Source organism: Paracoccus versutus (assembly GCF_029909795.1).
Taxonomy (GTDB): domain Bacteria; phylum Pseudomonadota; class Alphaproteobacteria; order Rhodobacterales; family Rhodobacteraceae; genus Paracoccus; species Paracoccus versutus.
On the sequence record NZ_CP038196.1, the window covers coordinates 1920372 to 1939014 of the forward strand.

The window sequence follows — 18643 nt, forward strand, 5'->3', positions numbered from 1 at the left end:
GCCGCGGCACCGAATCGCCTCACGCCGGAAAATGCCGGCGGCATGTGGGGACAAGAGACGGAACTGGGCGAGATGGACAGACTTTGGGGGCAGGCGCGTGAAGAACTTCAGAAGATCGTCGGAGCCGACAGTTTCTCGACCTGGATCGAGCCCCTGCGCCTGACCGGCGTCGAGGACGGCACCGCCACCATCGCCTGCCCGACCCGTTTCCTGTCCGACTGGGTCTCGCGCCATTACAGCGACGACATCCTGAAGGTGCTGGACCGCATGGGCGGCCCCGTGCAACGCCTGAGCTTCCAGACCCGCAGCCAGACCGCGCGCCAGGCCGCGGCGCCCGCCGTCAAGCGCCCCGCCCCGCGCCCCGCGGGCGAGGAGGAGCTGGCCGCGCCGCTGGACAGTCGCTTCACCTTCGAGAATTTCGTGGTCGGCAAGCCCAACGAGCTGGCCCATGCCGCCGCCCGCCGGGTGGCCGAGGGCGGCCCCGTCACCTTCAACCCGCTGTTCCTTTACGGCGGCGTCGGCCTGGGCAAGACCCACCTGATGCATGCCATCGCCCGCGAGATCCAGATCCGCCAGCCCGAGGCGCGGGTGCTTTACCTGTCGGCCGAGCAGTTCATGTATCGCTTTGTCCAGGCGCTGCGCGACCGCACGGTGATGGATTTCAAGGAACTGTTCCGCACCGTTTCCGTGCTGATGGTCGATGACGTGCAATTCATCGCCGGCAAGGATTCCACGCAGGAGGAATTCTTCCACACCTTCAACACCCTGGTCGACCAGGGCAAGCAGATCGTCATCTCGGCCGACCGCGCGCCGGGCGAGATCAAGGACATGGAAGAGCGCATCAAGTCGCGCCTGCAATGCGGCCTGGTCGTGGACCTGCACCCGACCGATTACGAGCTGCGCCTGGGCATCCTGCAAAGCAAGACCGACAGTTTCCGCGCGCAATATCCCGGCTTGCAGATCGCGCCGGGGGTGCTGGAGTTCCTGGCCCATCGCATCACCTCGAATGTCCGGGTGCTGGAGGGCGCGCTGCAACGGCTGTTCGCCTTTGCCAGCCTGATGGGACGCGAGATCACGCTGGACATGACCCAGGAATGCCTGGCCGACATCCTGCGCGCCAACGACCGCAAGGTTTCCATCGAGGAGATCCAGCGCAAGGTAGCCGAGCATTACAACATCCGCCTGGCCGACATGATCGGCCCCAAGCGGGTGCGCACCGTCGCCCGGCCGCGGCAGATCGCCATGTATCTGTCCAAGCAGATGACCTCGCGCAGCCTGCCCGAGATCGGGCGCCGCTTCGGCGGGCGCGACCACACCACCATCATGCATGGCGTGAGGAAGATCGAGGAGCTGCGCGGCTCGGACCGCAGCCTGGCCGAGGACATCGACCTGCTGCGTCGCCTGCTGGAGGCGTGAACGCATCTGCTTGACCTTGCGCGGGATTGTGCCACATTGGCGCCCCGCGTCGCCGGGTGCGGGACGAGGCCAGAACGACATAAGGGTTGACCATGAAATTTTCGATCGAACGTGCCGATCTGGTGAAAGCCGTTTCCCAGGCCCAGTCCGTGGTCGAACGCCGCAACACCATCCCGATCCTTGCCAACGTGCTGATCGAGGCCGCGCCGGACGGCGTCAGCTTCCGCGCAACCGACCTGGATACCGAGATCGTGGACCGCGCCACGGCGCAGGTCGAACGGCCCGGCGCCACCACCGTCTCGGCCGGGATGCTGAACGACATCGCCCGCAAGCTGCCCGACGGCGCGCTGGTGCAGCTTAGCCTGGATGCCGCCTCGGGGCGGCTTTCGGTGCAGGCGGGGCGGTCGAACTTCAGCCTGGCGACCCTGCCGCGCGAGGATTTCCCGGTCATGTCCTCGTCGGAATACAGCGCGAATTTCTCGGCCCCCGCGGCGGTGCTGCGGCGGCTGTTCGACAAGTCGAAATTCGCCATCTCGAACGAAGAGACCCGCTATTACCTGAACGGCGTCTACATGCATGTCGCGCAGGCCGAGGACGGGCCCAGCCTGCGCTGCGTCGCGACCGACGGCCACAGGCTGGCGCGGATCGACGCGCCGCTGCCCGCCGGGGCCGAGGACATGCCCGGCGTGATCGTGCCGCGCAAGACCGTGGCCGAGCTGCGCAAGCTTCTGGACGATGACGAGGCCGAGATCGCCGTCTCGGTCAGCGAGACCAAGGTGCGTTTCGCGACGCCGACGATCACCCTGACCTCGAAGGTGATCGACGGCACCTTCCCGGATTATTCCCGCGTGATCCCCTCGGGCAATACCCGCAAGCTGGAAGTCGATGCCGGCGATTTCGCCAAGGCGGTGGACCGGGTCGCAACGGTCAGCAGCGAGCGTTCGCGCGCCGTCAAGCTGTCGCTCGACGAGGACCGGCTGGTGCTGTCGGTGAACGCACCCGACGCCGGCGCGGCGGACGAAGAGCTGCCGGTCGCCTATGCCGACGAGCCGCTGGAGATCGGCTTCAACGCCAAATACCTGCACGAGATCGCCAGCCAGATCGAGCGCGAGAACGCGGTCTTCCTGTTCAACGGCTCGGGCGACGCGGCGCTGATCCGCGAGGGCGGCGACACCAGCGCGGTCTATGTCGTCATGCCGATGCGCGTGTGACGCTGAGCCGCCTGCACCTGACCCAGTTCCGCAGCTGGGCCAGGCTGGAGATCGAGGCCGACCACCGCCCCATCGCCATCCATGGCCCGAACGGGGCGGGCAAGACCAATATCCTGGAAGCCGTCTCGATGCTGTCGCCCGGCCGCGGCATGCGCGGCGCGGCGCCCGGCGACCAGGCCCGCAAGGGGCCTGATGTCGGCTGGCAGATCCGGGCCGAGATCGGCCAGCATCAGGTGCTGACCCGCGCCCTGCCCGGCCAGCCGCGCGAGGTGGTGATCGACGACAAGCCCTCGACCCAGCTGGCGCTTGGCCGGCTGATGCGGGTGATCTGGCTGACCCCCGCCATGGACCGGCTGTGGACGGATGCGCCCGAACAGCGGCGGCGCTTCCTCGACCGGGTGACGCTGAGCTTCACGCCGGGCCATGCCGAGGATACGCTGGCTTACGACAAGGCCATGCGCGAGCGCAACCGGCTGCTGCGCGACGAGGTGCGCGACGCCGGCTGGTATCGCGCGCTGGAGGCGCAGATGGCCGAGGCGGGCGCGGCCCTGACGCGCAACCGGCTGGACGCCATCGCCCGGATCATGGCGGCGCAGCAGGGGGCCGAGACCGCGTTTCCCTGGGCCAGCCTGGTGCTGCTGCCCGGCGAGGGCGCGGCCGACGATCCCGACCCGGACAGCATCGCCGCCCGGCTGGCCGAGGGGCGCGGCCGCGACATGGCCGCCGGGCGCACGCTGACCGGCCCGCACCGCGCCGATCTGGGCGCGCATTGGGGGCCGCAGGCGATGCCCGCCGCCCTGTCCTCGACCGGCGAGCAAAAGGCGCTGCTTCTGTCGCTGATCCTGGCCAATGCCCGTGCGCTGGCCGACGAAAGCCCGGTGCTGCTGCTGGACGAGGTGGCGGCGCATCTGGATGCCGATCGCCGCGCCGCGCTTTACGACGAGATCTGCGCACTCAGGGCGCAGGCCTGGCTGACCGGCACCGGCCCGGAGCTGTTCGCGGCGCTGAGCGGCCGGGCGCAATCCCTGGCGGTCGCACGCGAAGGCGACAGCTCGCGGCTGGTCGGGGACGGCTCGTGATCGGCCCCTGACGGGTTTCCTTGTCCGTCGGGACCACCCTTCGGACGCCGGAACGCTCGGCCGTTTCCTGGGTATTTGTCCAACGGAGAAGCGCATCAGGCGTCGAGGTCGATCCAGACCGGGACGTGGTCGCTGGGCTTGTCCTTGGCGCGTTCGTCGCGGTCGATGCCGACGTCGATCAGCAGGTCGGCGGCCTGCGGCGACAGCAGCACGTGGTCGATGCGGATGCCGTTGTCCCTTTGCCAGGCGCCCGCCTGGTAGTCCCAGAAGGTGAAGGGGCCGCGCGTGCTGCCCGGATGGCGCAGGCGCACCGCATCGGCCCAGCCGTCGAACAGGATGCGGCGCAGCGCGGCGCGGCTTTCGGGCTGGAACAGCGCATCGTCCAGCCATTTTTCCGGGAAGGCGGCGTCGCGGGGCTCGGGGATGACGTTGTAGTCGCCCAGCATCGCCACCGGCGTCTCGGTCGCCAGCAGCGCCCTGGCCCGCGCGTGCAGCCGCTCCATCCAGGCCAGCTTGTAGTCGAATTTCGGCCCCGGCTGCGGATTGCCGTTCGGCAGGTAAAGCCCGCAGATGCGCACCGCGCGATGGCCGACCACCGTCGCCTCGATATAGCGGGCCTGTTCGTCGCCGTCGTCGCCCGGCAGGCCGCGGCTGACATCCTCGAGCGGCAGCTTCGACAGGATGGCCACGCCATTGAAGCCCTTTTGCCCGTGGGTTTCGATATTGTAGCCCAGATCGGCGATCGGCTCGCGCGGGAAGCCCTCGTCCTGGGTCTTGATCTCTTGCAGGACCACGACATCGGGCCGGGCTTCGGCAAGCCAGCCGGTCAGGGTCTCGATACGGGCACGGATGCCGTTGATGTTGAATGTCGCGATCTTCATGCGCGCGAGACTAGCCGGCCCGGCGCGCCCGCGCCAGACCGGATCGAAAACCCGCGGTCAGATCGAAAACGAGGTGCCGCAGCCGCAGGAGGCGCTGGCATTGGGGTTGTCGATGGTGAAGCGGGCCCCGATCAATTCGTCGGCAAAGTCGATGGTGGCGCCGGCCAGGAAGGGCAGCGAGACCGGGTCGACCACGACGGTTTGCCCGGCGCCGCTGAGGACCAGGTCGTCCTCGGCCGCCTCGTCCAGGCGGATGTCATACTGGAACCCCGAGCAGCCGCCACCCGCGACCGCGACCCGCAGGGGCCGGGCGGGGCCGCCTTCGTTGATCTCGGCCAGGCGCGCAAAGGCGCGTTCGGTGACCTTGGGGGGCAGGTTCAGACCTGTGTTCATGGGGCGTTCCCGTTTCCGACTTCCGGTCTGGAATATAGGCTCTGGCCCGAACCCTCGCAAGGAACGCAGGACCAGATGACGGCACCCTATGCCTGCCAGCCCCAAGACAGCCGCGGCCGCCGCTGGCCCGAGCGCATGTCCACCTTTCGCAGCCCCTGGCAGCGCGACCGCGACCGCATCATCCATTCCAGCGCCTTCCGCCGGCTGAAGCACAAGACCCAGGTCTTTGTCGAGCACGAGGGGGATTACTACCGCACCCGCCTGACCCATACGATCGAGGTGGCGCAGGTCGCCCGCACCATCGCCGGCGCGCTGGGGCTGAACACCGACCTGGCCGAGACGGTGGCGCTGGCGCATGACCTGGGCCACCCGCCCTTCGGCCATACCGGCGAGGATGCGCTGGCCGCGCTGATGGCGCCCTATGGCGGCTTCGACCACAATGCCCAGGCGCTGCGCATCGTGACCCGGCTGGAACGGCATTACGCCGATTTCGACGGGCTGAACCTGACCTGGGAAAGCCTGGAGGGCATCGCCAAGCATAATGGTCCCGTGACCGGCGAATTGCCCTATGCCCTGGCCGAGGTGAATGCGGAATGGGATCTGGAGCTGCACAGCAATGCCAGCGCCGAGGCGCAGGTGGCGGCGGTGGCCGACGACGTGGCCTATAACCACCACGACCTGCATGACGGGCTGCGCGCGGGGCTGTTCACCGAGGCCGATCTGGCACAATTGCCCGTCGTCGGCGAGGCCTTTGCCGAGGTCGATGCCCTGCATCCCGGCCTGGCGCCGATGCGGCGCCGGCACGAGGCGCTGCGCCGCGTCTTCGGCGTGATGGTCGAGGATGTGATCGCGGTGGCGCAGAACCGCCTGACCGGCCTGCAGCCGCAAAGCGCGCAGGACATCCGCGACATGGAGGGGCCGATCATCCGCTTTTCCAAGCCGCTTTACCAGAATCTCAAGGCGATCAAGCTGTTCCTGTTCCAGCGCATGTATCGCGCCCCCTCGGTGGTGGTCGAAAGGCAGCGCGTGACCGAGATGCTGAACGGGCTGTTCCCGCTGTTCCTGGCCGACCCCTCGAAGATGCCCCCGACCTGGTTCGAGGCCGCCGAGGCCACCGGGGACGAGACCGGGCGCGCGCGGGTGGTGCTGGACTACGTCGCCGGCATGACCGACCGCTTCGCCATCCAGGAGGCGCAGCGCCTGCTGGGCTGAGGACGGGCGCCGCTGGCGACGGGATGGCCGGCATGCGCTTTCCCTACGCGCCGGGGGACGGGGCTTTTTGCCGTGGCGGGCACGCCGGCTGTGCTACGCTTTCCCTGTGCGCGCCGAGGACGGGGCGTTCCCGACGATCTGGTTGCGCAGGTGGAAGCCCTTCCCCTGCGCGCCGGGGACGGGCGATTGAACTCGCGCAAGGGATCGCGCGTTCGCCCCCCAGGTCACGGCAGAAAAGGAGAACGGCGATGATCGTGAATTCCGGTTCGGCGAAATGGGAGGGCGGGCTCAAGGACGGCAAGGGGTCGCTTTCGACCAAGTCCGGGGCGCTGAGCAGCCAGCCCTATGGCTTCAACACCCGCTTCGAGGGGCTGCCCGGCACCAACCCCGAGGAGCTGATCGGCGCGGCCCATGCCGCCTGTTTCAGCATGGCGCTGTCGATGATCCTGCAAGAGGTGGGGATCGGCAATGTGCGGATCGAGACGACGTCCGAGATCGGGCTGGCCAAGGAAGGCGACGGCTTCGCCATCAAGACCGCGCATCTGAACACCAAGATCTGGGGCGACGGCGACAAGGCGGTGATCGAGGATTGCGCGCGCAAGGCCGAAAAGGGCTGCCCGGTCAGCAAGGTGCTGAACGCCGAGGTGACGATGGACGTGACGGTGGCATGAGATCGGCCATGCGGTGCGGCCTTGCGCCGTGCCGCATGCGGTCGAGGTGGCGGTTATGCGGGACGGAGCGGACATTCGGTAATCCCGCTTAGCGGCAACTATCCTCGCTGGCGGAATGCATCGCCTCACACTGCCGTCACGCCGGTAGCCTCAACAGCCCGATCATGGCCGACATCGCGAAACTATTTGCGCAATTTCCATTCTGTCCCAGCCCTTGGCTCTGCTGACGAGATGCGGGATCAGGAGACACCTAGTTGGTCGGCCCATCCATTTGGCATCCCCAAATTGGTGAAACGGCCCGGAAGAGAGATTGGCGGGGCCACATTCCAAGATGCGACGACCCAGTACGGCCTGCTTTGCTTCATCGCCATGAACGATAACCATCAGCGGCCGTAGAGAGGACAAATAGTCCGTTGCGATCTGTGCGCCGATGGACCGAACTGGAGACCGCTGCAACTCCGACGAGTCCTTCGTGGGGAGCGCATTCGAATTAGTTTCTGCTACTCGGAACTGAGAATAGGCCTCTACGAGCTGAGACAGCCGCTTGCGTGTAGGTGAAGTACTGGACTTACCTCTCGCGACCCTGAGCCGCTGATAAACTTCTTCGAAAGCAGATCTGTCGGTTAAAAGCTCACTATAAGTCTCTATAGGGCATTCGGCCGGCGTTATGGGCGTAGCAGGATTGAGTCCGACAATCGCTATCTCGACAGCAAATGGGTCCCCCTCGGTCACAAAAGGTCGGCTCCATCGCCCGCCTATTTCACGAACTAATTGGTCGTACACTGCTACCCCCCCGGTGTGTTGCGTAAAACCGCGATATCAGCAAAGATGAAGGTCAGCCTACGATAACTCCTTTGGCGAAGGTCGGCTTTGTGGTCTCCTCCACGCCGTTCAGGAACCGCGGGGCGACATGCGCGCACCATAGCCCGTCAGACAAGCCGGGCTTTTGCCGAGATCGGCGCGCTTACACCATCATCTCCTTGGTCGCCGTCAGCTTCAGATCGGGATGGTCGCGCTCTACGCGGTCGATGTCCCATTGCAGCCGCGTCAGGTAAACCAGGTCGCCGTCATGGTCCTGCGCCATATGGCCCTTGTTCGTATTGGCGAAAGCCTCGACCTTGTCCTTGGACCCGGACACCCAGCGCGCGCTGGTGAATTGCGAGGATTCGAAGCGCACCGGCAGGCCGTATTCCAGCTCGATGCGGCTGGCCAGCACCTCGAATTGCAGCGCCCCCACCACGCCGACGATGAAGCCCGAGCCGATCATCGGCTTGAACACCTTGGCCGCGCCCTCCTCGGCGAATTGCATCAGCGCCTTTTCCAGGTGCTTGGCCTTCATCGGATCGCCCGCGCGCACGGTCTGCAAAAGCTCGGGCGCAAAGGAGGGGATGCCGGTGAAGCGCAGCGCCTCGCCCTCGGTCAGCGCGTCGCCGATGCGCAGCTGGCCGTGGTTCGGGATGCCGATGATGTCGCCGGCCCAGGCCTCCTCGGCCAGCTCGCGGTCGGCGGCCAGGAACAGGACCGGGTTGCTGACTGCCATCGGCTTCTTGGACCGGACGTGCAACAGCTTCATCCCGCGCTCGAAATGCCCCGAGGCCAGGCGGACGAAGGCCACCCGGTCGCGATGCTTGGGGTCCATGTTGGCCTGCACCTTGAAGACGAAGCCCGTCACCGGCTTTTCCTCGGGGGCGATCTGGCGCTCGGCGGCGTTCTGCGGCTGCGGCTGGGGGCCGAACTCGCCGATGCCGGTCATCAGCTCCTTGACGCCGAAGCTGTTGATGGCGGAACCGAACCAGATCGGCGTCATGTGCCCTTCCAGGAAGGACTTGCGGTCGAAGGCGGGCAGCAGTTCGCGCGCCATCTCCAGTTCTTCGCGCAGCTTTTCCAGCAGGTCGGCAGGGACATGCTCGGCCAGCCTCGGATCGTCGAGCCCGCTGATCTGGATCGACTCGGCCACCTTGTTGCGGTCGGCGCGGTCCATGATCTCCAGCCGGTCGTTGAGCAGGTCGTAGGCGCCGATGAAGTCGCGGCCCATGCCGATGGGCCAGCTGACCGGCGCCACGTCGATGGCCAGGTTTTCCTGGATCTCGTCGATGATCTCGAAGGTGTCGCGGCTTTCGCGGTCCATCTTGTTGCAGAAGGTCAGGATCGGCAGGTCGCGCAGCCGGCAGACCTCGAAGAGCTTGCGGGTCTGGCTTTCGACGCCCTTGGCGCCGTCGATCACCATGATCGCCGCATCCACCGCGGTCAGCGTGCGATAGGTGTCCTCGGAGAAATCGCTGTGGCCGGGCGTGTCCACCAGGTTGAAGCGATAGGGCCCGAAATCGAAGCTCATGGCCGAGGCGGAGACCGAAATCCCCCGGTCCTGCTCCATCTTCATGAAGTCCGAGCGCGTGCGCCGCGCCTCGCCCTTGGCGCGGACCTGGCCGGCCATCTGGATCGCGCCGCCGAACAGCAGGAACTTTTCGGTCAGCGTGGTCTTGCCCGCGTCCGGGTGCGAGATGATCGCAAAGGTGCGGCGGCGGGCGATTTCGGGCGGAAGTTCGGGACGGTTCATCATGCCCGGCCGTTTAGCGCGCGCCGCGCACAGTCTCAAATGGAATCGCGGCTCAAAGGGAATCGGGCTCGAACGGAATCGCGGCTCAGACGAATTGTTCGCGGATCAGCCGTTCCTCCAGCCCGTGGCCGGGGTCGAAAAGCAGGTGATGGCGGATGGTGTTTTCCGAACGGATCTCGACCCACAGCACCGAATCGACGCCGCGCGAATCGGCATCGGCCATCACCGGGCGCTTGTCGGGGTCCAGCACGTCGATGCGCACCGTCGCCGACTTGGGCAGGATCGCACCGCGCCAGCGCCGCGGCCGGAAGGGCGCGATCGCGGTCAGCGCCAGCACGTCCGAGCCCAAGGGCAGGATCGGCCCGTTCGCCGAATAGTTGTATGCGGTCGAGCCCGCCGGGGTCGACAGCAACATACCGTCGCAGATCAGTTCCTCCAGCCGCACCCGGCCGTTCACGCTGATGCGCAGCCGCGCCGCCTGCGGTCCGGCGCGCAGCATGCTGACCTCGTTGATCGCCAGCGCGCAATGCTCGTGCCCGTCGGTGGTGCCGGCGGTCATGGCCAGGGGATTGACCACGGTTTCCTCGGCGGCGCGGATGCGGCCGGGCAGGTCGTCCTCGGAATAGGCGTTCATCAGAAAGCCCACGGTGCCCCTGTTCATGCCATAGACCGGCAGGCCGCGATTCTGGTGCATGACCGACAGCATCAGCCCGTCGCCGCCCAGCGCCACGATCACCTCGGCCTCGCGGATCGGCACATGGCCGTAGCGCGCGGACAGCGTCTCGGCGGCGGTCACGGCGGTTTCGGTGCTGGAGGCGATGAAATGCATCTTCATGCGGCCATCATGGCCAGCCGCCGGGCGGAAGCAAGTCCCGGCGACGCATGGAATATCTACCACCAAGGCGTCGCATCCGTCCTAGCGGGGCGCGGCGAAAGGCGCTAGAAGGCCGGCAAGCCGCTTTTTGCATGAGGACCAGATGACCGACACCGGATTCTTCACCGAGACGCTGGACAGCCGCGACCCCGACATCTTCGGCGCCATCCGCAAGGAACTTGGCCGCCAGCGCGACGAGATCGAGCTGATCGCCTCGGAAAACATCGTCTCCAAGGCCGTGCTGGAAGCGCAGGGCTCGGTGCTGACGAACAAATATGCCGAGGGCTATCCGGGCAAGCGCTATTACGGCGGCTGCCAGTATGTCGACATCGTCGAGGAACTGGCGATCGAGCGCGCCAAGGAACTGTTCGGCTGCGCATATGCCAACGTCCAGCCGAACTCGGGCAGCCAGATGAACCAGGCGGTGTTCCTGGCGCTTCTGCAGCCGGGCGACACCTTCATGGGCCTCGACCTGAACTCGGGCGGGCACCTGACGCATGGCTCGCCGGTCAACATGTCCGGCAAGTGGTTCAACGTCGTCAGCTACGGCGTGCGCCAGCAGGACCAGCTGCTCGACATGGAAGAGATCCGCAGGAAGGCGCATGAGAGCAAGCCCAAGCTGATCCTGGCCGGCGGCACCGCCTATTCGCGCGTCTGGGACTGGGCCGAATTCCGCAAGATCGCGGACGAGGTCGGCGCCTGGCTGATGGTGGACATGGCCCATATCGCGGGCCTGGTGGCCGGCGGCCAGCATCCCTCGCCGCTGCCGCACGCCCATGTCGTGACCACCACCACCCACAAGTCGCTGCGCGGCCCCCGCGGGGGCATGGTGCTGACCAACGACGCCGACATCGCGAAAAAGATCAACTCGGCCGTCTTCCCCGGCCTTCAGGGCGGCCCGCTGATGCATGTCATCGCCGCCAAGGCCGTGGCCTTCGGCGAGGCGCTGCGCCCCGAATTCAAGGACTATGCCGCGCAGGTCGTGGCCAATGCGCGCGCCATGGCGGACGAGCTGATGAAGGGCGGCATCGACATCGTCTCGGGCGGCACCGACAACCACCTGTGCCTGGCCGACCTGCGTCCGAAAGGCGTGACCGGCAAGGCGACCGAGGCGGCGCTGGGTCGCGCCCACATCACCTGCAACAAGAACGGCGTGCCCTTCGACCCCGAAAAACCCTTCGTGACCTCGGGCATCCGCCTGGGCGCCCCCGCCGGCACCACTCGCGGCTTCAAGGAAGAAGAGTTCCGCCAGATCGCCCGCTGGATCGTCGAGGTCGTCGATGGCCTTGCCGCGAACGGCGAGGAAGGCAATGCCGAGGTGGAAGCCCGCGTCAAGGCCGAGGTCGAGGCGCTTTGCGCCCGCTTCCCGCTTTATAACGGCATGTAATCCCGGCGCGGCGCGGGTTCGTTCGGACCCGCGCCGCCCCTTGCCGCCCCTTATTGCCCCGCCAGCCGTTGCCCCGGCCGGACAGCAGGGCGCCCCCGGCACTTGGGCCGGTATCCGGGCCTCTCCCTCCTTTGCCGTCCCGCCCAGCCGGCACAGTTCCTCGCTTCGCCCGGCAGCGCCGAACCTACCACAAGGCGCGCAACCCGGAGCCGACCGCGCGGCTGTCCTGTCGCCAGCGGCGACGGTGCTGCAAGAATCAGGTCCACCAGAGCCAGTCGAGCCGGCTTCAAAGCGGGCGATGCGGACAAGGCGTGCGGCGGAACCCCTTCACGAATCGGAACACCTTCGCCGGCAGGGAGCAAGCGACGCTCAGTCAGCTCACGGCGACTGCGGCTAGCGTGCTGGCTTGGCACAGATACTGCGGCGACGGCCCTGACAATCTTTGGAAAAAGCGGTAATCCATCGCAAACAATTGATCTATATCAAAAACAAGTATGCGACTGCTCTTCCAGCAAGGCGCACGGCAAGTCTCTTCACGAATCGAGGCATCTTCATCGGCGGGGAGCAAGCGCCGTTCCGATCAGCCCGCGGCGGCCTTTCCGGCGCAAGACGCCCAGTTCGGCGCAGATGACTGAACCGCGCGGCCACTCCGTCCCCGGCGACGGCCTGGTCTTGCAAGAAGCGCGATCCAACGTAACCCGTGGATCCGGCTGAAAAGCAGGCCTTCCGAGAGGACGTGGAAGGGCCTCTCCACGAATCGCGACACCCTTGCCGGCGCCCGGCAAGCGACCCTCAGATCAGCCCGCGGCGGGTCATGATCCAGAGGGCGACGGCCCCCAGCAGCAGCAGGCCGAACAGCACGCTGGCCGCGATGCTGGCCGCGCCGCCCCGCAGCCGCATCCCCTGCCCCAGCGGCCGCAGATAGGCCGTCAGCGCCTTGTGCGCATGTTCCAGTCGCGTGAAATCCACTTGGCGCGCCAGCTTGGGCTGGCCGGCCTTGCGGTCGGCCTCGGCCAGGATGCGCGCCTCGCGCCGCAGCCGCCGCGGCAGCGCGCCGCCGCGCTTGCGCAGCATGCTTTCCAGATCGGCCTGCTGGCCGCGCCTGAGGCCGCCGAACCGCGCCGCCATCAGGCTGGCGACCTCGTCCGCCATCGGCCGGATGCTTTCGATGCCCATCGCCCCCATCCCGTTTTCGCCAAGGCTAGCGCCTCTGGCGCCGCTTCGCCAGTGCCGCTAGGCTGCGCGCATGATGCTGAACATGACGATGACAGGAATGGATTCGGATCGCCCGCCGGTGCTGCTGGCACATGGGCTGTTCGGATCGGGGCGCAACCTGGGCGGCCTTGCGCGGCGGCTGGGGGAAAGCCGGCGGGTGATCTCGGTCGACATGCGCAACCATGGCGACAGTTTCCACGATCCCGACCATGGCTATGCCGCGCTGGCCGGCGACCTGGCCCAGGTGATCGCGGCGCAGGGCGGCCGGGCGGATGTTCTGGGGCATTCGATGGGCGGCAAGGCCGCGATGATGCTGGCGCTGACGCAGCCCGACCTGGTGCGCCGGCTGGTCGTCATGGACATCGCCCCCTTCGCCTATGGCCACAGCCAGAGCGGCCTGATCGACGCGATGGAGGCGGTGGACCTTGCCGGGCTTCGCCTGCGCTCCGAGGCGGATGCGCGGCTGGCCGAACACGTCGCCGATCCGGGCGTGCGGGCGTTTCTGCTGCAATCGCTGGACCTCAAGGCCGATCCGCCGCGCTGGAAGTTCAACCTGCCGGCGTTGCGGGACCAGATGCCCCGGCTGGTCGGCTGGCCTGAAGCGCCCAAGGGCGGTTTCACCGGCCCCGCGCTGTTCCTGGCCGGAGAGGATTCGGATTACTGCCGCGCGCCGCAAGCCGAGGCGATCCGCGAATATTTCCCCCAGGCCGAGATCCGCGTCATCCCCGGCGCGGGACATTGGCTGCATGCCGACCGCCCGGCCGAGGTCGCCGAAGCGGTGGCAGCCTTCCTGGACTGATCCCGCCGGCGGCACGGGCCCTTCAGCCGTCGGGACAGCGCAGCGACAGCCGCGCCTCGCCGGTATCGCCGGGGATGCGGCTGCGCAGGCTGTTCGGAATCGCCTGGCATCCGGTCGTCCGCTCGGCGGCGATCACCATCAGCTCCGGCACCACTGCCCGCGCATCCCGGCCAAGGTAGCCCAGGCGGATCACCTCTGCCTGGCTGCCGTCGTGAAAGACGGCGAAGCGGATGCCCTCCAGCGTGATGTCATGCCGCTGGGCGCCGAAAAACTGCGGCGCAGGCGAGGCGCAGGCGGAAAGGAACAGCACAAGAAACAGAATCACACGCATGACGCCTGTCTAGCGACCAACGGTTAAGAAAGCCTTAACAGGCGGGGAACCCCGGCCGGGGGCAGGCGTTGATCCCAAAGGAAAATCCACGCAGGAGACTGAATATGCGTAAAATTATTCACGTTTCGCCCCTGCTTGCACTGCTGGTCCTGGCCGCCTGCCAGACGGTGCAGGGCGCCGGGCGCGACCTGCAAAGCGCCGGACAGGCGATCAGCCGGGAAAGCCAGGAAGCCCAAGCCGGCATGTGATCTGCCTCAGGCGGCCCGGTTGCAGTCCTCGCAAACGGGGGTGTCCGGCAGCAGTTCCAGCCGTGCCGGCAGGATGCTGGTCCCGCAACCCGTGCAAACCCCGTATTGGCCGCTTTCCATGCGGCGCAGGGCTGCCTCTATACGCTCCACCTCGATCTGCTGGACCCTGCCGAGCGCGTGAAAGACCCTCTCTTGCGCGGCTTTCGCATCCTGCAGGCCGGCAGGGCGCAATGCCTTTCCGATAGAGGCCAGGTCGGCAAGAAGCGCCCTGCGCCGCATGATCAGCATGGTCTTGCGCGCATTCAGGTCCATGGAACTTCCTCTCTTGGTCCCGGCGTTCTGGCACAGCTGCGCGGCGGCCCGCTTGACTTGCGTCAAGTTGTCACGGGGCCGCGCGGCGGGCCCCGCCCAGCCGGATCGGCCGGGATCCGCCTGCGGGAGCGTCCCTTTCAAGACAATCCTTGCCGATCGGGCGCCCACTGCCACGGCTGTGACTTGAGCGGCTTGCCAAGGAGATTAGGCTTTGCCGACAACGAGCAGAAAAAAAAGAAAGGAACGAGCATGCGTCGGATGGTTACGGTCGGCCTTTGCCTGGCCGGCATGGCGGTCGCGGGCTGCGAGACGATGCAGGGCGCGGGGCGGGACATGCAGACCGCGGGACAGTTGCTGAGCGAACAGGCGGCAAACAGCCAGGTGCAGATGGGACAGCCGGCCCCCTATGGAGCCGCACCGGCCCCTTATACGCCGCCGGAAGTGGCGCCCGCGCCCTACTGATCCAGGCGGCCGGCCGGCTGTCCAGGCCGTCGCGGGCTAGGCCGCGCCCGTCTCCTTGCCGGCCAGCCGCGACAGGAGACGGTCCAGCGCGGCGGCATCCGGCCCCAGTTCGGCCAGCAGATCGGCCTGGAACGCCTCGGCGATGCGGCCCAGCCGCAGCATCAGCGCCTGCCCCCGGGGCGTCAGTTCCAGCACGATCAGCCGCCGGTCGGCGTCGTTGCCCGATTTCCGAACCAACCCCGCCCCCTGCAGGCGCGAGGCGGCACGGCTGACCACGGATTTGTCCAGGTTCACGCGGGCATGGATGTCGCGGATGCTGACCGCGCCGGAATGGTCCAGATGCGCCAGCACCCGCCATTCGGGGATGGTCAGCCCCGCCTCGGCCTCGTAGAGCGCGGCGAATCGGCGGCTGACCTGCGCCGCCGCCACGGACAGGCGATAGGGCAGGAAAGCGTCCAGCCGAAAGGTCATGGGGCACCCCTTTTTTTCCGGCCAGAACAGCAAGGATTCGTCGCCTTGGCAACAGGAATGGGCGGCGCTTGACAGGCCTGCGGCCCAGGCGGCATAATCGTTGCAACTGCAATGATCTTGCAGGGAGGAGCCCGATGACCAGCCCTGCTCTGCCCGGCGGCATGATCCGCGCGACCGTCACCACCGGCACGCATCCGGGCTACATGCCCGGCTTTGGCAACGATTTCGAAACCGAGGCCCTGCCCGGCGCCCTGCCGCAGGGCCAGAACAGCCCGCAGAAATGCGCCTATGGGCTTTATGCCGAGCAGCTTTCCGGCACCGCCTTCACCGCGCCGCGCGGCCGGAACGAGCGGACCTGGTGCTATCGCATCCGGCCCTCGGTCCGGCATACCGGCGATTTCGCCGCGATCGACCTGCCCTATTGGAAGACAGCGCCGAATGTGCGCGACGACATCGTCAGCCTGGGGCAGTATCGCTGGGATCCGATCCCGGTCCCGGAAGAGGCGCTGACCTGGATCACCGGCCTGCGCACCATGACCACCGCCGGCGACGTGAACATCCAGGTCGGCATGGCCAGCCATGTCTACCTGGTCACGCGTTCGATGCAGGACGAATATTTCTTCTCGGCCGACAGCGAATTGCTGGTGGTCCCGCAGGAGGGCCGGCTGCGCTTTTGCACAGAGCTGGGGGTGATCGACCTGGAGCCGCGGGAAATCGCCATCATCCCGCGCGGCCTGGTCCATCGCGTCGAAGTGCTGGAAGGCCCGTGCCGCGGCTTCGTCTGCGAGAATTACGGGCAGAAGTTCGACCTGCCGAACCGCGGCCCCATCGGTGCCAATTGCCTGGCCAATCCGCGCGACTTCAAATGCCCGGTCGCGGCCTTCGAGAACCGCGAGGCGCGTTCCCGCGTGGTGATCAAGTGGTGCGGCCGGTTCCACGAGACCTGGATCGACCACAGCCCGCTGGACGTGGTGGCCTGGCATGGCAATTACTGCGCCTATAAATACGACCTGCGCACCTATTCGCCCGTCGGCGCGGTGCTGTTCGACCATCCCGACCCGTCGATCTTTACCGTGCTGACCGCGCCCTCGGGGCAGGAGGGGACGGCGAATATCGATTTCGTGCTGTTCCGCGAGCGCTGGCAGGTGGCCGAACACAGCTTCCGTCCGCCCTGGTATCACAAGAACATCATGTCCGAGCTGATGGGCAATATCTATGGCATCTACGATGCCAAGCCGCAGGGCTTCGCGCCGGGCGGGATCAGCCTGCACAATTGCATGCTGCCGCATGGGCCGGACCGCGGCGCCTTCGAGGGTGCCTCGAACGCCGAGCTGAAGCCCGAGAAGCTGGACAACACCATGTCCTTCATGTTCGAAACCCGCTTTCCCCAGCACCTGACCGAATTCGCCGCCCGCGAGGCACCGATGCAGCGCGATTATGTCCAGGTCTGGCAGCAGCTGGAGAAGAAGTTCGACGGAACACCCGGCAGCCAATAGGCGGGTAGCGGTGCGGTGCATCAATCCGCCCGCTCGCTCGCTCGCCGCCGAACGGCTTGAGCGTCGGGGGCGAAGAAGGACGCGGGCAGCATTCCCCGCCTTTCCCGGCGCGGCGCCGGGATCAAGGCGGGCAGCCGCCAGCCAGAACCGGCGTGCCGTGCCGAAGGCGACGGCGCGCCGCCTGCCGCGCTCAGACCGCGGGCAGGCCCACCCCGCCGGCCGAGGCCGCGCTCAGCGCGACGAAGTTCAGCGCCTGCTGGCGGATGGCCGCCGCCAGTTCCTGGCGGGCCGAGAGCAGGCTGCGCTCGGCGTCCAGGACCGGGAAGAAATCCGCCTCGCCCAGCTCATAGGAGCTGCGAGTCAGGTTCACCGTCTCGCGCGCATTCTCGACCAGCCGCGATTGCGCGGCGACAGCGCGGGCGTCGCGGTTATAGCCGGCCAGCGCGTTCTCGACCTCCTCGACCGCACCCAGCACCGCGGCCTGCCAAGCCAGCCGCGCCTGTTCCGCCCGCGCCTGCGCCGCGGAAAGCCGGGCCTGGTTGGCGCCGCCCGAGAACAGCGGCAGCGAGATCTGCGGCCCGAAGCCCCAGGTCTTGCCATTCGTCGGCGTGATCGAGCCCGAAAGCGTCAGCCGCGGATAGAAGGCCGCCTGCGCCTCGCCGACATCGGCGGCGGCGGCGGCGAGGTTGCGCTCGGCCATGCGCACGTCGGGGCGGACGCGGACCACATCCGCCGGCACGCCGACGCTGGCACTGTAGCGTGCGCGCGGCTGGCCGCCACCCTGGCGCAGTTGCGCCGCAAGCTCGGCGCTGCGCCCGGCGGTCAGCGTGGCCAGCCGGTTCACCGACTGGTCGAAACCGACCTCGAGGCCCGGCAGCGCCGCCTCGGCCTGCGCCACCAGCTGTTCGGCCTGCAGGACTTCCAGCCGCGAGACGCTGCCGAAGGCGTCCTGGGTGCGGGTCATCTCCAGCGTGCGGCGGCGGCTTTCCAGGCTCTGCCGGGTCAGCGCCAGCGCCTCCTGGTAATAACGCGCGTCGACATAGGCCGAGGCGATGGCGCTGGCCACGGTCAGCCGCGCCACCTCGGCCGACAGATAGGCCGCGTCCAGCCGGGCCGAGGCGCCCTGCCGCGCCGCGCGGGTCGAGCCGAACAGGTCGACCAGCCAGGACACGCCCAGCGTGGCGGAGTTGGTCTCGACGATCCCGGTCTCGCTGCGGCTGCGCGCGGCCGAGCCCTGCACATCCACCTGCGGCAGGTCGCTGGCGCCGATCAGCTGGGCGTTGGCCTGGGCCTCGCGGATGGTGGCGACGGCGGTCTGCACGTCCAGGTTGCGCCGCAGCCCGGTGGCGATCAGCGCGTCCAGCCGCTTGTCGCGGAACGCGGCCCACCAGGCATTCGCCCCGGCGCGGCGGGCGGGCGAATCGGCGGCGAACTCGGCCGCCAGCTCGGCGCGGGGCGCGGCATAGCGGACCGGGTTGCAGGCCGCCAGCGCCAGGCTGGAGACGAGCCCGCCCAAGATGCCGCGGCGGGAGAAAGGCAAGGTCTGGGTCATCCGAAACTCTCTGTTGGGTGGCCCGGATTGCGGGCGCGAAAGGAACAGGCAGGGACGGTCGTCAACCGCCCCTGCC

Annotated in this window: 19 protein-coding genes; 10 read left to right on the forward strand and 9 right to left on the reverse strand. The window is 67.5% G+C overall.

Features of this window, described 5'->3' with window-relative positions; translation table 11 throughout:
• Nucleotides 1–72: 72 nt before the first annotated feature.
• The 3 genes from dnaA (at nucleotide 73) to recF (ending at nucleotide 3706) form a co-directional block, all read left to right on the forward strand.
• Nucleotides 73–1416: a chromosomal replication initiator protein DnaA gene (gene dnaA, locus E3U25_RS09460; protein ID WP_114537622.1), complete on the forward strand. Its 1344-nt coding sequence runs from the start codon at nucleotides 73–75 to the stop codon at nucleotides 1414–1416.
• 92 nt (nucleotides 1417–1508) lie between these two features.
• Entirely contained in the window at nucleotides 1509–2627 is a 1119-nt protein-coding gene (gene dnaN / locus E3U25_RS09465) for a DNA polymerase III subunit beta (protein WP_036754911.1), read from the forward strand.
• Nucleotides 2624–3706, forward strand: a complete 1083-nt coding sequence (gene recF, locus E3U25_RS09470; RefSeq protein ID WP_116220552.1) for a DNA replication/repair protein RecF — start codon at nucleotides 2624–2626, stop codon at nucleotides 3704–3706. Before dnaN ends, recF begins: the two co-directional genes overlap by 4 nt.
• A gap of 95 nt (nucleotides 3707–3801) precedes the next feature.
• On the opposite strand, the gene xth is transcribed toward recF, so the two are convergent.
• Complete coding sequence (gene xth / locus E3U25_RS09475) at nucleotides 3802–4587, reverse strand: exodeoxyribonuclease III (protein ID WP_036754905.1); 786 nt, start codon at nucleotides 4585–4587, stop codon at nucleotides 3802–3804.
• A 57-nt stretch (nucleotides 4588–4644) separates the two neighbouring features.
• Complete coding sequence (locus E3U25_RS09480) at nucleotides 4645–4980, reverse strand: HesB/IscA family protein (protein WP_072463508.1); 336 nt, start codon at nucleotides 4978–4980, stop codon at nucleotides 4645–4647.
• 75 nt (nucleotides 4981–5055) lie between these two features.
• Here E3U25_RS09480 and E3U25_RS09485 point away from each other — a divergent pair, with 75 nt between their 5' ends.
• Together E3U25_RS09485 and E3U25_RS09490 are read left to right on the forward strand one after the other, a co-directional pair.
• Complete coding sequence (locus tag E3U25_RS09485; protein WP_116220551.1) at nucleotides 5056–6192, forward strand: deoxyguanosinetriphosphate triphosphohydrolase; 1137 nt, start codon at nucleotides 5056–5058, stop codon at nucleotides 6190–6192.
• A 248-nt stretch (nucleotides 6193–6440) separates the two neighbouring features.
• Nucleotides 6441–6863 carry an OsmC family protein gene (locus E3U25_RS09490; RefSeq protein ID WP_116220550.1) on the forward strand — a complete coding sequence of 141 codons (423 nt, stop codon included), beginning with the start codon at nucleotides 6441–6443 and terminating at the stop codon, nucleotides 6861–6863.
• 964 nt (nucleotides 6864–7827) lie between these two features.
• On the opposite strand, the gene E3U25_RS09495 is transcribed toward E3U25_RS09490, so the two are convergent.
• Together E3U25_RS09495 and E3U25_RS09500 are read right to left on the reverse strand one after the other, a co-directional pair.
• The gene (locus E3U25_RS09495) at nucleotides 7828–9423 is read right to left on the reverse strand and encodes a peptide chain release factor 3 (RefSeq protein WP_116220549.1); all 1596 of its coding nucleotides are present in this window, start codon (nucleotides 9421–9423) and stop codon (nucleotides 7828–7830) included.
• A gap of 82 nt (nucleotides 9424–9505) precedes the next feature.
• Complete coding sequence (locus tag E3U25_RS09500) at nucleotides 9506–10255, reverse strand: NAD kinase (RefSeq protein ID WP_072462526.1); 750 nt, start codon at nucleotides 10253–10255, stop codon at nucleotides 9506–9508.
• Nucleotides 10256–10397: 142 nt separating this feature from the next.
• Between E3U25_RS09500 and glyA the strand changes: the two genes are divergently transcribed.
• Nucleotides 10398–11681, forward strand: a complete 1284-nt coding sequence (glyA, locus tag E3U25_RS09505; protein ID WP_116220548.1) for a serine hydroxymethyltransferase — start codon at nucleotides 10398–10400, stop codon at nucleotides 11679–11681.
• A 792-nt stretch (nucleotides 11682–12473) separates the two neighbouring features.
• Here the strand turns inward: glyA and E3U25_RS09510 are convergent.
• Nucleotides 12474–12857: a hypothetical protein gene (locus E3U25_RS09510; RefSeq protein ID WP_036754880.1), complete on the reverse strand. Its 384-nt coding sequence runs from the start codon at nucleotides 12855–12857 to the stop codon at nucleotides 12474–12476.
• 73 nt (nucleotides 12858–12930) lie between these two features.
• On the opposite strand from E3U25_RS09510, the gene E3U25_RS09515 reads away from it, so the two are divergent.
• A complete protein-coding gene (locus tag E3U25_RS09515) occupies nucleotides 12931–13695 on the forward strand; it encodes an alpha/beta fold hydrolase (protein ID WP_166435477.1) in 765 nt (254 codons plus the stop codon).
• Between the two features lie 22 nt (nucleotides 13696–13717).
• Here E3U25_RS09515 and E3U25_RS09520 read toward each other — a convergent pair whose 3' ends face one another.
• Nucleotides 13718–14026 carry a hypothetical protein gene (locus tag E3U25_RS09520; protein ID WP_072462525.1) on the reverse strand — a complete coding sequence of 103 codons (309 nt, stop codon included), beginning with the start codon at nucleotides 14024–14026 and terminating at the stop codon, nucleotides 13718–13720.
• Nucleotides 14027–14130: 104 nt separating this feature from the next.
• On the opposite strand from E3U25_RS09520, the gene E3U25_RS09525 reads away from it, so the two are divergent.
• Nucleotides 14131–14274 carry an entericidin A/B family lipoprotein gene (locus E3U25_RS09525; RefSeq protein WP_036754874.1) on the forward strand — a complete coding sequence of 48 codons (144 nt, stop codon included), beginning with the start codon at nucleotides 14131–14133 and terminating at the stop codon, nucleotides 14272–14274.
• A 6-nt stretch (nucleotides 14275–14280) separates the two neighbouring features.
• On the opposite strand, the gene E3U25_RS09530 is transcribed toward E3U25_RS09525, so the two are convergent.
• Complete coding sequence (locus tag E3U25_RS09530) at nucleotides 14281–14586, reverse strand: TraR/DksA family transcriptional regulator (RefSeq protein WP_116221649.1); 306 nt, start codon at nucleotides 14584–14586, stop codon at nucleotides 14281–14283.
• 249 nt (nucleotides 14587–14835) lie between these two features.
• Here E3U25_RS09530 and E3U25_RS09535 point away from each other — a divergent pair, with 249 nt between their 5' ends.
• A complete protein-coding gene (locus tag E3U25_RS09535; RefSeq protein WP_072462523.1) occupies nucleotides 14836–15048 on the forward strand; it encodes an entericidin A/B family lipoprotein in 213 nt (70 codons plus the stop codon).
• A gap of 36 nt (nucleotides 15049–15084) precedes the next feature.
• Here E3U25_RS09535 and E3U25_RS09540 read toward each other — a convergent pair whose 3' ends face one another.
• Nucleotides 15085–15519 (reverse strand): MarR family winged helix-turn-helix transcriptional regulator, encoded by a 435-nt coding sequence (locus E3U25_RS09540; RefSeq protein ID WP_116220546.1) that lies wholly within the window; start codon nucleotides 15517–15519, stop codon nucleotides 15085–15087.
• Between the two features lie 134 nt (nucleotides 15520–15653).
• Between E3U25_RS09540 and hmgA the strand changes: the two genes are divergently transcribed.
• The gene (gene hmgA, locus E3U25_RS09545) at nucleotides 15654–17015 is read left to right on the forward strand and encodes a homogentisate 1,2-dioxygenase (protein ID WP_116220545.1); all 1362 of its coding nucleotides are present in this window, start codon (nucleotides 15654–15656) and stop codon (nucleotides 17013–17015) included.
• A gap of 190 nt (nucleotides 17016–17205) precedes the next feature.
• Here hmgA and E3U25_RS09550 read toward each other — a convergent pair whose 3' ends face one another.
• Complete coding sequence (locus E3U25_RS09550) at nucleotides 17206–18567, reverse strand: efflux transporter outer membrane subunit (RefSeq protein ID WP_116220544.1); 1362 nt, start codon at nucleotides 18565–18567, stop codon at nucleotides 17206–17208.
• Nucleotides 18568–18643: the final 76 nt, after the last annotated feature.